This window comes from Microbacterium sp. CFBP9034, from assembly GCF_034045255.1.
Lineage (GTDB): Bacteria > Actinomycetota > Actinomycetes > Actinomycetales > Microbacteriaceae > Microbacterium.
The window spans coordinates 1552754-1564552 of sequence record NZ_JAXCWC010000001.1 but is presented as its reverse complement, the minus strand read 5'-3'; the positions used below and the strand labels follow the sequence as shown (position 1 = coordinate 1564552).

Annotated in this window: 15 protein-coding genes; 5 read left to right on the top strand and 10 right to left on the bottom strand. The window is 71.0% G+C overall.

The window, feature by feature from the left end; translation table 11 throughout:
- Positions 1-38: 38 nt before the first annotated feature.
- The 6 genes from SOM19_RS07030 to SOM19_RS07005 all read right to left on the bottom strand — a co-directional run bounded on the left by SOM19_RS07030 (position 39) and on the right by SOM19_RS07005 (position 5485).
- A complete protein-coding gene (locus tag SOM19_RS07030; protein ID WP_320485827.1) occupies positions 39-533 on the bottom strand; it encodes a GNAT family N-acetyltransferase in 495 nt (164 codons plus the stop codon).
- A gap of 45 nt (positions 534-578) precedes the next feature.
- The gene (locus SOM19_RS07025) at positions 579-2255 is read right to left on the bottom strand and encodes a ribonuclease J (protein ID WP_320485826.1); all 1677 of its coding nucleotides are present in this window, start codon (positions 2253-2255) and stop codon (positions 579-581) included.
- Between the two features lie 79 nt (positions 2256-2334).
- Complete coding sequence (gene dapA / locus SOM19_RS07020; protein ID WP_320485825.1) at positions 2335-3312, bottom strand: 4-hydroxy-tetrahydrodipicolinate synthase; 978 nt, start codon at positions 3310-3312, stop codon at positions 2335-2337.
- A gap of 55 nt (positions 3313-3367) precedes the next feature.
- Positions 3368-4132 (bottom strand): SDR family NAD(P)-dependent oxidoreductase, encoded by a 765-nt coding sequence (locus SOM19_RS07015; RefSeq protein ID WP_320485824.1) that lies wholly within the window; start codon positions 4130-4132, stop codon positions 3368-3370.
- Positions 4133-4142: 10 nt separating this feature from the next.
- Positions 4143-4679, bottom strand: a complete 537-nt coding sequence (locus tag SOM19_RS07010) for a dihydrofolate reductase (RefSeq protein ID WP_320485823.1) — start codon at positions 4677-4679, stop codon at positions 4143-4145.
- Complete coding sequence (locus SOM19_RS07005; RefSeq protein ID WP_320485822.1) at positions 4676-5485, bottom strand: thymidylate synthase; 810 nt, start codon at positions 5483-5485, stop codon at positions 4676-4678. The genes SOM19_RS07010 and SOM19_RS07005 overlap by 4 nt, the downstream gene beginning before the upstream one ends.
- A gap of 107 nt (positions 5486-5592) precedes the next feature.
- On the opposite strand from SOM19_RS07005, the gene SOM19_RS07000 reads away from it, so the two are divergent.
- The 4 genes from SOM19_RS07000 to SOM19_RS06985 all read left to right on the top strand — a co-directional run bounded on the left by SOM19_RS07000 (position 5593) and on the right by SOM19_RS06985 (position 8064).
- The gene (locus SOM19_RS07000) at positions 5593-6030 is read left to right on the top strand and encodes a TlpA family protein disulfide reductase (protein WP_320485821.1); all 438 of its coding nucleotides are present in this window, start codon (positions 5593-5595) and stop codon (positions 6028-6030) included.
- The gene (locus SOM19_RS06995; protein WP_320485820.1) at positions 6023-6601 is read left to right on the top strand and encodes a DUF4395 domain-containing protein; all 579 of its coding nucleotides are present in this window, start codon (positions 6023-6025) and stop codon (positions 6599-6601) included. The genes SOM19_RS07000 and SOM19_RS06995 overlap by 8 nt, the downstream gene beginning before the upstream one ends.
- A 115-nt stretch (positions 6602-6716) precedes the next feature.
- Positions 6717-7142 (top strand): OsmC family peroxiredoxin, encoded by a 426-nt coding sequence (locus tag SOM19_RS06990; protein WP_320485819.1) that lies wholly within the window; start codon positions 6717-6719, stop codon positions 7140-7142.
- Positions 7135-8064 (top strand): TIGR01777 family oxidoreductase, encoded by a 930-nt coding sequence (locus SOM19_RS06985; protein ID WP_320485818.1) that lies wholly within the window; start codon positions 7135-7137, stop codon positions 8062-8064. The genes SOM19_RS06990 and SOM19_RS06985 overlap by 8 nt, the downstream gene beginning before the upstream one ends.
- Positions 8065-8066: 2 nt before the next feature.
- Here the strand turns inward: SOM19_RS06985 and SOM19_RS06980 are convergent, their stop codons facing one another.
- The gene (locus tag SOM19_RS06980) at positions 8067-8516 is read right to left on the bottom strand and encodes a hypothetical protein (protein WP_320485817.1); all 450 of its coding nucleotides are present in this window, start codon (positions 8514-8516) and stop codon (positions 8067-8069) included.
- Positions 8513-9331 (bottom strand): 4-hydroxy-tetrahydrodipicolinate reductase, encoded by an 819-nt coding sequence (locus SOM19_RS06975; protein WP_320485816.1) that lies wholly within the window; start codon positions 9329-9331, stop codon positions 8513-8515. Before SOM19_RS06975 ends, SOM19_RS06980 begins: the two co-directional genes overlap by 4 nt.
- Before the next feature lie 56 nt (positions 9332-9387).
- On the opposite strand from SOM19_RS06975, the gene SOM19_RS06970 reads away from it, so the two are divergent.
- Positions 9388-9864: a GNAT family N-acetyltransferase gene (locus SOM19_RS06970; protein ID WP_320485815.1), complete on the top strand. Its 477-nt coding sequence runs from the start codon at positions 9388-9390 to the stop codon at positions 9862-9864.
- Positions 9865-9877: 13 nt separating this feature from the next.
- On the opposite strand, the gene SOM19_RS06965 is transcribed toward SOM19_RS06970, so the two are convergent.
- Both SOM19_RS06965 and SOM19_RS06960 read right to left on the bottom strand, forming a co-directional pair.
- Positions 9878-10480, bottom strand: a complete 603-nt coding sequence (locus SOM19_RS06965) for a histidine phosphatase family protein (protein ID WP_320485814.1) — start codon at positions 10478-10480, stop codon at positions 9878-9880.
- Positions 10481-10577: 97 nt separating this feature from the next.
- Positions 10578-11618, bottom strand: coding sequence for an aldo/keto reductase (locus SOM19_RS06960; protein WP_320485813.1), 1041 nt, complete (start codon positions 11616-11618; stop codon positions 10578-10580).
- Positions 11619-11799: the final 181 nt, after the last annotated feature.

Here is an 11799-nt window from a genome sequence, read left to right as displayed (position 1 = left end):
CGACTTTCCCCCGCAACCACGCGGGCGCGTGCACAGGCTCAGCGCAGGAGCTTGACCATCGTGTCGCGGCCGTGGCCCGGCTCGGTGACGGCGAAGCCCTCGCTCCGGTACAGCGTCGTGGCGAAGTTGCCGCGCTCGACGCTGAGGCTCAGGCGCGCGTACCCCTGCGACCGCGCGTGCTCGCACAGGCGCTGCAGCAGAGCGCGCCCGACGCCGTGCGCCCGCCAGATCGGCCGGACGCCGATGATGAGCTCGGGAACGCCGGTCCCGACGTAGCCGAAGCCGGGATGGGTGCGCGGCAGCATCCGGTACCACGCCGCGCCGATCGGCTGCTCGTTGGCGTCCTCGGCGATGAAGCCGGCGTCGCTCGGGCGCATCCAGCCCGAGACGTACCGGCTGTGCTCGGAATCGGCGATGAGCTCGTGCTTCGGCCTGCCGCCGCCGGGGCGCCAGTTCGCCGCCTCGACCACCATGTCGCCCAGGAACGCGCCGTCCGCCTGCGTGGCGGGGCGGATGCGGAAGGCGGTGGGCATGTCGCGAGTTTAGCGACGGCGAGCGGATGCCTCGGACCGCGGCTGTTACGCCTCGATGACGAGCGGCACGATCATCGGACGGCGACGGAGCGACTGGTTCACCCAGCGCCCGATCGTGCGCCGCACGATCTGCGACAGCGCGTGCGGGTCGCGGACGCCGGACTTCGCGGCCTCGGCCAGCGCGGCGGCGATCTTGGGCTTGACGCCGTCGAACACGGCATCGTCCTCGGCGAAGCCGCGCGCGTGGATCTCGGGCCCGGAGATGACCTTGCCGGTGGAGGCGTCGACGACCACGATCACCGAGATGAAGCCCTCCTCGCCGAGGATCCGGCGATCCTTGAGGTCGGCATCCGTGATCTCGCCCACGGTCGAGCCGTCGACGTAGACGAATCCGATGTCGAGCTGGCCCACGACCGTCGCGTCGCCGTCCTTGAGGTCGATCACCGTGCCGTTCTCGCCGAGGATCGTGCGCTCGGGCGCGATGCCGGTGTCCTGCGCGAGCCGCGCGTTGGCCATGAGGTGGCGGTACTCGCCGTGGATCGGCAGGACGTTGCGGGGCTTGACGATGTTGTAGCAGTAGAGCAGCTCGCCGGCGGCCGCGTGACCCGAGACGTGCACCTTCGCGTTGCCCTTGTGAACGACGTTGGCGCCGAGCTTGGTCAGCCCGTCGATCACGCGGTACACCGCGTTCTCGTTGCCGGGGATGAGGCTCGAGGCGAGGATCACGGTGTCGCCGGGGCCGGGCTCGATCGCGTGATCGTTGTTCGCCATGCGGCTGAGCACGGCCATCGGCTCCCCCTGCGACCCCGTCGACATGTAGACGATCTGGTCGTCGGGGAGATCCTTCGCCTTGCGGTAGTCGATGAGGACGCCTTCGGGCACGTTGAGGTAGCCGAGGTCCTCGGCGATCGTCATGTTGCGGAGCATGCTGCGGCCGAGGAGGGCCACCCGTCGTCCGTGGGCGGCGGCGGCATCCAGCACCTGCTGCACCCGGTGGACGTGGCTCGAGAAGCTCGCGACGATGACGCGGCGGGGCGCCTTGCCGATGACCTGGTCGAGCACGGGGCCGATCGAGCGCTCCAGGGGCGTGAACCCGGGCACGTCGGCGTTGGTCGAGTCGACCAGGAACAGGTCGACCCCCTCCTCGCCCAGACGGGCGAACGCGCGAAGATCGGTGAGCCGCCCGTCCAGGGGCAGCTGGTCCATCTTGAAGTCGCCGGTGGCCAGGACCGTTCCCGCGGGCGTGCGGATCGCCACGGCCAGCGCGTCGGGGATCGAGTGGTTCACCGCGATGAACTCGAGCTCGAACGGACCGAGGTTCTCGTGCTGCCCCTCGCGCACCGTGAGGCTGTACGGCTTGATCCGGTGCTCCTTGAGCTTGGCCTCGGTGAGGGCCAGCGTCAGCCCCGAGCCCACGATGGGGATGTCGGCCTTGAGCCGCAGCAGGTAGGGGACCGCGCCGATGTGGTCCTCGTGGCCGTGCGTGAGCACGACGCCCACGATGTCGTCGAGGCGTCCCTTGATCGGCTCGAAGTCCGGCAGGATCAGGTCGACGCCGGGCTGGTGCTCCTCGGGGAACAGCACGCCGCAGTCGACGACGAGGAGCTTGCCCTCGTACTCGAACACGGTCATGTTGCGACCGACCTCGCCGAGGCCTCCGAGCGGCGTGACGCGCAGGGTTTTCGGCGCGAGGGCGGGCGGGTCGAACGGGGTGATGGGCATGCTCAGCCTCCTCGGGATGCCGCGGCATCCCTTCGATTGTCGCGCCGCCGCCCGGTCTGGGGCGTGTCGGCGCACGGTGTCATCTGGTGGTGCCCGAGACCTTCGGCAGGGCGCCGCCGGCGGCGGCGTTGCGGTCGGGGCGGAAGTTGGAGAAGTCGGCGCCGGGGACATCGAGGACGAGCGCCAGCTCATCCTCGATCTTCGCGGCCTCCCACTCTTCGGGTCCGACGAGCGGCAGGCGCACGCGCGGGCTGCCGATGCGGCCGAGGCCGTGCAGGATGTACTTCGCCGACACGGTGCCCGGCACGTGGGTCATGACCGCGCGGACGAGCGGCTCGAGCTGCTTGTGCGCGGCGGTGGCCGCGGCGAGGTCGCCGCGGTTCACGGCGTCGACGATGAGTCGGTAGGGCTGGGCGGCGATGTTCGCCGTCACGCCGATGAGTCCCGTCGCGCCGATCGACAGGTGCGGGAGAACGTTGGCGTCGTCGCCCGAGAAGTACATCAGATCGGTCTGGTTGAGCACCCGGCTCACTTCGCTGAAGTCGCCCTTGGCATCCTTGATCGCGAGGATGTTCGGGTGCTTGGCGACCCGCAGGATCGTCTCGTAGCGGATCGGCACGCCCGTGCGACCGGGAATGTCGTACAGGATCACCGGAAGGTCGGTGGCGTCGGCGACCAGGCGGAAGTGCGTGAGGATGCCGGCCTGCGTGGGCTTGTTGTAGTACGGCGTGACGATCATGATGCCATCGGCGCCGGCGCGCTCGCTGGCCTTGTAGAGCTCGATCGCGTGGGCCGTCTCGTTCGAGCCGCCACCGGTGATGATGGCGGCTCGGCCGGCCGCGACCTCCTTGCCGACCTCGACGAGCCGGATCTTCTCGGCGTCCGTGAGGGTCGACGTCTCGCCCGTGGTGCCGGTGACGACGATGCCGTCGGCCCCGTCGTTGATGACGTCGTCCATGTGCTTCTCGACAGCGGCCCAATCGACTTCGCCGTCGGCCGTCATCGGGGTGACGAGCGCGACGAGAACCTGTCCGAATGGGTTGCCCGTATGCGTCATGCCTTCAGGTTATCCGGATGCCGCGCCCCGCGCCGCGCCGGAGTACCGGTCGGCCCTACCGGCCGCGCTCGCCGATGCGGGCGGTGAGGCCCGACGGGGCGAAGCGGGCGAGCGCCACCAGGGCCTTGTAGCGCAGAGAAGGAACCGAGACCGCCTTGCCTCGCGCGGCGTCGCGCAGGGACTCCGCGACGACCGTGCGGGCGTCGAGCCACATCGCATCGGGCACCCCCTCCTCGCCCGGCGCGAGACCGAGGCGCTGGTGGAAGCCGGTGTGGGTGAACCCGGGGCACACGGCGGTCACCGTCACCCCGCGCGGGGCGTACCGGCCGTTCGCCCAGCGACTGAAGCTCACCAGCCACCCCTTGCACGCGCCGTACGTCGAGCGCGGGATGAAGGCGCCGACCGAGGCGATGTTGACGATCCGGCCGTGCCCGCGCCCGAGCATCGGAGTCAGTGCCGCGTGCGTGAGGCGCATGGGCACCTCGACGTGCAGGGCAAGGTGGCTCACCTCGGCCTCGATGTCGTTGCGCTCGAAGGCGAGCGGCAGGCCGAAGCCGGCGTTGTTCACGAGCAGCTCGACCGGACGGGACTCGTCGCGCAGGCGACGCTCGACCTTCTCGCGCTGGCGGGGCTTCAGCAGGTCGGCCGCCAGCACCTCCACGTCGATGCCGTGACGCGCACGCAGCTGCTGGGCGAGGTCCTCGAGCGCGTCCCGGTCTCGGGCGACCAGTACGAGATCCGCGCCCTTCGCCGCCAGCTGTCGCGCGTACTCCGCTCCGAGTCCCGAGCTCGCCCCGGTGATCACTGCCGTCTTCGCCATGCGAGCCAGCCTAGGTCGCGGGCGGACTCGCCTCTGCCCGGTCGAGGGTCAGGAACCGATAGCGGATGCCGCTGCTCGACGTGCGCCAACCTTCGGCGGGGTCGGCCGCCGCGGTGTGCCAGTCGGACCGGTCGGGCGCGAACGTGTCGCCGTCGACCTCGAGGTCGAGTTCGGTGACCTCGAGGCGGTCGGCGGCCGCGATGCTCTCCCGGAACAGCTGGCCCCCGCCGATGACCCACACCCTCGGCGACGGTTCATCGGACCTCTCCGTCGCCGCGGCGAGCGCCGCCTCGAGCGACGAAGATCGCTCCGCGCCGTCGGCGACCCACTGCTCGTTGCGCGTGACCACGATGTTGCGCCGGCCGGGCAGCGGCCGGAACCGCTCGGGGAGCGATTCCCAGGTCTTCCGTCCCATGACGACGGGTGCGCCCTCCGTCACCGCCTTGAAGTGGGCGAGATCCTCGGGGACATGCCACGGCATCTCGCCGGCTGCGCCGATCACGCCGTCCGCTGCCTCGGCCCAGACCAGGCCGATGCGTGCGGTCATACCGCGACCGCCCCGCGGATGGCCGGGTGGTGCTGGTAGTCCTCGATCACGAAATCCTCGAAGGTGTAGTCGAAGAGCGAATCGGGCTTCCGGGCGAATCGGAACGTCGGGTACGGATAGGGCTCGCGCGTGAGCTGCTCGCGCACCTGCTCGACGTGGTTGTCGTAGATGTGGCAGTCTCCGCCCGTCCACACGAAGTCGCCGGGTTCGAGTCCGGCCTGCTGGGCGACCATGAGCGTCAGCAGCGCGTAGGAGGCGATGTTGAACGGCACGCCGAGGAACAGGTCGGCGCTGCGCTGGTAGAGCTGGCACGACAGGCGTCCGTCGGCGACATAGAACTGGAACATCGCGTGACACGGCGCGAGCGCCATGTCGGGGATGTCGGCCGGGTTCCACGCCGACACGAGGAGACGACGCGAGTCGGGGTTGGCGTTGATCTGATCGAGGACGAGCGAGATCTGGTCGATGTGCTCGCCGGCGGGAGTCGGCCATGAGCGCCACTGCACCCCGTAGACGGGGCCCAGCTCGCCCTCGGCATCCGCCCACTCGTCCCAGATCGTGACGCCGTGCTCCTGCAGCCACCGGACGTTCGACTCGCCGCGCAGGAACCACAGCAGCTCGTAGGCGATCGACTTGAAGTGCACGCGCTTGGTGGTGATGAGCGGGAAGCCCTGCGACAGATCGAACCGGATCTGACGGCCGAATGCGCTCGTCGTGCCGGTGCCGGTGCGGTCGTCCTTGTGCGTGCCGTGCGCCAGCACGTCGCGCAGAAGGTCCTCGTAGGGGGTGGGGATCGCCGTGGTCACGGCTGCCACGATACCGGCGCGGCGCGACACGGGGCCCTGTCCCGGCCGTGGCGTCATAATCCGCCATCGGGGAGCCGTCCAGGCGAAAGCGGATACCCTGATCAGTTGTGAACCTCGTGACCGCCCTCATCGCCATCGCCGCGCTCCTCGCGGTCACGGTGGCCGTGGGCGGAATCCTGCGGTGGCGCCAGTCCCAGCCGCAGCGGCACATCGTGCACGAGGTCGTCGAGCCGCAGCGCCTGGGCGCCGACGCGCTGGGCGATGTCGCCACCCTGCTGCAGTTCAGCACCGACCTGTGCGCGCGCTGCCCCGGCGTCCATCGCACCCTCTCCGCCATCGCCGACGGCCGCGACGGAGTGCGGCACCTCGACGTCGACCTCACCCACCGCCCCGACATCGCCAAGCACTTCCACGTGCTCCAGACGCCGACCACGCTCGTGCTCGACCGCGACGGCGTCGTGCGGACGAGGTTCGGCGGGACACCGAGCCGCGACGTGCTCGAGCTGGAGCTGAATCGACTCCTCGGGGAGGACGCGAATGTCTGAGCGAGCGGTGCCCACGTCCCCGCGAGGAATCGACCCCCGCGGACCCCGATTCGCGGCCGGTATCACCTCGGCGCTCCTGCTCGTCGCGGTGTTCCTCAGCCTGACGGGGCTTTCGACGGCGCAGGGCTCGGTCACCTTCGTCTCGGGCGGGGCCGTGGTCGACCCGAACGGGTGGGCGCTCCCGGAGGCCACCCTCGCCCAGCGGATCCTCGACCCGGCGTTCCTCCTGCTCCTCGTGATCGCGCTGCTGTTCCTGTGGGGCGTCCTCTCGCCACGCACGGCGCCCTGGGGCGTGCTGTACCGGAGGCTGGTCGCACCGCGCCTCACTCCCCCGCAGGACCTGGAAGACCCGCGCCCGCCCCGCTTCGCGCAGGGCGTCGGCCTGTTCGTCGTCGCCGTCGGCCTGATCCTGCACCTGCTCGGCGTGCCGTGGGCGCTCACGATCGCGGCGGCCATGGCGTTCGTCGCCGCGTTCCTCAACGCCGCCTTCGGCGTCTGCCTCGGCTGCATGCTCTACCTGCTGCTGCAGCGGATCGGCCTGATCGGCCGGGCACGTCCGGCCTCGGCCTGACGATCTGTCAGAGCCCCCGGTGGAGCGCCGTCAACCCGTCGCGCCGCGGCATCCGCCCGGATTAGGCTGACCGCGAGACGCCCGGCCCTCGGGCGATGCCGACAGGGAGGCCCCCATGACCGTCACGAGTGAAGCCACCACCGTCTGGAAGGGCGGGCTGTTCGACGGAGCCGGCGAAGTGTCGTTCGTGTCGTCCGGACTCGGCACCTTCGACGTGAACTGGAAGGCGCGCAGCGAAGGCTCCACCTCGGTCACGACACCCGAGGAGCTCATCGCGGCCGCGCACGCGTCGTGCTTCAGCATGGCGTTCTCCCTCGCGCTGGCCGAGAACGGCACCCCGCCGGAGTCCATCGACACCACGGCGTCGGTCACGTTCAAGCCCGGCACCGGCATCACCGGAAGCCACCTCAACGTCAACGCCGTCGTGCCCGGACTCGAGGCCGAGGAGTTCGAGCGGCTCGCGCAGGGCGCGAAGGCCGGCTGCCCCGTCTCGCAGGCCCTCGCGGGCATCGAGATCACCATCGAGGCGACGCTTGCCTGAACCCGACGCCCGCCCCGGCGACGGACGCCGCATCGTGGTGTCCGGCGCCTCCGGACTCATCGGCGCGGCACTGGTGAACAGCCTCCGTGCGGACGGCATCGAGGTCACCACCCTGGTGCGGCGGCCGCCCGAAGCGCCCCACGAGGTCGAGTGGCTCACCGACACGCGGCCCCTCGACCCGGCGGTGCTCGACGGCGCCGAGGCGGTCGTCGGGCTCAACGGCGCCAGCATCGGCCGGTTCCCCTGGACGGCGCATTACAAGAACACGCTGCTGTGGTCGCGCGTGACGCCGACCCAGGCGATCGCGCGTGCGGTCCGGGAGCTCGGAACGGATGCCCCGGCCTTCGTGTCGGCCTCGGCGGTGGGCTATTACGGCTCGATGCCGGGCGCCACGCTCGACGAGAGCTCGCCGAGGGGAGAGACCTTCCTGGCCGACCTGTGCGGCGAGTGGGAGAGCGCCGCTCTGGCGGCGGGCGAGAACGCACGGGTCGCCCTGCTGCGCACCGCCCCGATCGTCCACGAGGACGGCGTGCTCAAGCCGCTGCTGCTTCTCACGAAGCTCGGCGTGAGCGGGCCGATCGGGCGCGGCACCCAGGTGTGGCCGTGGATCTCGCTGGAGGACGAGGTGCGCGCCATCCGGCATGTCATCGACGAGCAGCTCTCGGGCGCGGTGAACCTCACCGGCCCGACGAGGGCCACGGCCAACGACCTCGGATTCGCCCTCGCGGTGCGGATGAACCGCCCGTTCCTGCTGCGCGCACCGGTGTGGGGCATGAAGCTCGCTCTCGGCACGGATGCGACCGAGGCGATCCTGACGTCGGACATGGACGTGGTGCCGGCCGTGCTCGCGGCATCCGGCTTCACGTTCCACCACCCGACCGTGGAAGACGCGGTCGCAGCCGCCGTGCCCGCCGCGCACTGAGGTCAGCCGCGGCGCTGCGCACCCTCCAGGCGGATCGCCCGGCGCACCGCACCGCGCGCGCGGCGGCGGTCGCCGGCGGCGTCGTACGCGAGTCCCAGGCGGTACCACGCGCGCCAGTCGTCCGGACTCGCCTCGACATCTGCACGGTAGGCGGGGAAGACCGCGTCGGCGTCGTCCCGCACGATGCGGCCGCTCGGCCGCAGGTCGACGGCCTCGGCGGGCAGCGCGCCTTCCTGCTCGAGCCGCCGGCCCAGACTCTCGGCCCGGACGCCGAGCCACAGTTCGCGCCCGAGGGCCCAGGCCGCGATGAACGGGAGCACGATCAGCGCCACGCCCATCAGCACCCCGACCGGCTCGCCGGTGCCGAGGAGCAGCCACGCCCGCTGGCCGACGAGCACGATGTACAGCGCCAGGAGCACCGCCATCACGGCGACGCCGATGCGCGCGCTCATGCGCCGGTGGCCCTCGCGACCTGCCCGGGAACCCCGCCCTCGTCGATGGGCTGCGCGTCGGCCGGCTTCGAGCCGGGACGGCGGATGCCGATGTCGAGGAAGGAGTCCAGCCCGACGATGACGCCCCGGGCCTCCCGCGCCGCAGCGAGCGCGAGCCGGATGCCGGGGCCGTAGGCGAGCGCGGGCTCGATGGTGTCGTGCGTGAGGGTGAGCGACTCCCCCGGTCCGGCGAGGATCGTCTCCTGGCGTGCCATCACGCCCGGGCGCCGGAGCGAGTGGATCGGGACGCTGGCGACCTGCTGGCCGCGCGCGCGCTGATCGACGTGCGGAGACTCGACCGGCCCCACGTCGCTGCGTGCCGCGGCGATGAGCTCCGCGGTGCGCACGGCGGTGCCGCTGGGCGAGTCGATCTTGCTCTCGCGGTGAGCCTCGACGATCTCGATCGACGGGAAGAACGGAGCGGCTGCCGCGGCGAGCGCCGAGCCGATGACCGAGCCGAGCGAGAAGTTGGGGATGAAGACCGCGCCGGTTCCCGCCGCCTCGACGAGCGGACGCACGAGCGCGATCCGCTCGGCGGACCAACCGGATGTGCCGACCAGGACGTTGAGCCCCCGTTCGACGGCCGCACGCACCACGTCGATCGAGACAGCAGGTGTGGAGGCGTCGATGACCAGATCGGCACCGTCGAGCTCCGCGAGCTCGGACCGCGACGACAGCGTCGCCACGACCTCGTACCCGTCTTCGCGCTCGACCACCTCGCGGATGATCCCCCCGAGCTTGCCGGTGCCGCCCACGATGGCCACGCGCGTCGTCATGGCCTCCATCCTAGGCGCGGGCGGCGGAGCGCCAGCGTCGCGCCTACCCTGGAGAGGTGGTCACGCTGCGCGAATCCCCCGTCGACACCGCCGATGCCCGAGAGCTGCTCGGCGAGTACTTCCGCTCCCGCGAGCTGGGCTTCATCGCCCAGGACGTCGTGTACACGACGACCTTCCCCCGGCCCGAGGCGTTCACGCCGCCGGCAGGGGTGTTCCTGGTCGTCGACGACGACACCGGACGCCCGGTGGGCTGCGGCGGCATCCGGCTCATCGACGACGGGCCGCACGGCACCCGCTACGAGGTGAAGCACCTCTACCTCCGGCCGGAGACCCGCGGCCGGGGCTGGGGACGCCTCCTGATCGAGGGACTCGAAGAGCGCGCGCGAGAGCTCGGCGCGCGGGAACTGGTGCTCGACACCCATCACTCGCTCGAGGCGGCAGGGATGCTCTACGCCCGCAGCGGGTTCGTCGCCATCGAGCCGTACAACGACAATCCGAACGCCAGCCGGTGGTACGGCAAGGTGCTGAGCTGACCGGGCGGCGGCGTCAGACCGGGTAGACCTCGGGCAGGCCGGTGCGCAGCTCGACCGGCAGGTGCGCCATGTCGTTGTGCGACAGCATTGTCCAGGGCCGGCCCTGCTTCTGCGCGATCACGGTCAGGCCGCAGTGCGCCTGATTGAGCGTCATCCAGCGCCAGTCGGGCGCCTGCAGCACCTCGCGCACAAACCATGCGATCACGAAGTTGTGCGTGATGATCAGCTCGTGGACCTCGCCGCGCTTGCGCACCAGGAACTCACTGGTGGCGTCGGCCATCTGCGCGCTCCCGGCCTCGATCTCGGCCTCGGTGACGGAGCCGAAGAAGGGCTCGTATGCGGAAGGCGTCTCGTCGGTCATACCGGTCGGCACGCAGTCGAACAGCAGTGCGGACGGTTCGGGCGAGAGGGACGGCATCCGCTCGGCCACGGCCCGCGCCGTCTGGCTCGCACGCTCGAGCGGCGAGTGCCACACCGCGTCGAACGGCACACCCGACAGCCGGTCCGCCAGGAGCGACGCCTGACGGCGTCCTCGAGGTGACAGCGGGCCGTCGGCCAGCCCGTGCTCGGCGTCCTGGTGCTCGCCATGCCGCACGAGGTATATGTAGTGCGTCACGCAGCTCACTTCGTCGGGGATTTGCGCGTCCCGACGGGACACGACCCCCAGCCTACGTCACGGGACGGTCACGGCCGGGTCGTCTCCGCGGCGCGCGTCACTCCGATGCGCGGGCGATGTCGGCGAGCTGGGCGCGGCTCAGCCGCACCCCCACACCCTGCACGAGCTCTTCCACGTGCTGCGGCGCGTACGCATTGACGATCGGCGCCGTGACGAGCTTCTGCGCCAGCAGCCACCCCACGGCGACTGCGGCATCGGGAACGCCCAGCTCGGTGCCCACCGCGTCGAGCGCTCGCAGGGTGCGGCTGCCGCGGCGGTTGAGGTTGGCGGCCAGCTGCGTGCCGCGCACCGAGAGCACGCCGCGCAGACGCGTCCGCTGGCGCCCGGCGAGGAAGCCGTGCTCGAGAGCATGCGACGGCGTGACGGCCATGCTCTGCGCGCCGGCGACCAGCCGGAGGTCCGCGTCGAACTCGTGACGACGGAGGACGTTGAAGGGCACGTCGAGCACCGTGACCCGGGGGAAGCCCGCCGAGGAGAAGATCCGCGCCTCGACCAGCTGTGCGGCCGTGAAGCCGAAGGCGCCGATGGCACGGACCTTGCCGCTCTCGACCAGCCACTCGGCGGTGGCGAGGGTGTCTTCGAGCGCCGACGCCGAGTCGGAGCCGGCGTCGAGGTACAGCACATCGATGCGGTCGGTGCGCAGTCGCGTCAGCGACGCCTCGACGGCACGGATGAGGTTGACCGACCCGAGCCCGGGGTTGTCGGCGTGCCCGCCGACCCGGACGGCCAGGACGATCTCGTCGCGCAGACCGCGCGAGTGCAGCCACTGGCCGATGATGTGCTCGCTGCGTCCGGCCGCGAAGCTGTCGGAGGTGTGCACGGCGTTCCCGCCGAGCTCGACATAGGTGTCGAGGATGTCGTGGCTCGACTCGAGGTCGACGTTCCAGCCGAACTCGGCGCCGCCCAGGATGAGCGGGAAGATCTCGGCTCCACTGTCGCCCAGCGACACGCGGACGTTGTGACCCACGGACGGGCCCTGCACCGGAATGGGCGCCGACGGGTGCGCCGCGGGCACCGTCGAGGGTGCGGTGCCGGGGCTCTCCGAGGAGAGCGTCGAGTCAACGCCGAAGTAAGCCATGAGTCACCCCCTCACGACGACTCCCGCTGGAATCCTCGCGATCACCGGACCCGCACCCCCCGGCGCGTTATCTATGAGGGTAGGACAGTCCGGACAATCGCCTGCCCGCTGGCGCGTACAGTCGGTAAACATTACATAACGCTTTGATCACGGCGCGGTGAGCGTCCCGCGATCTGTCCCC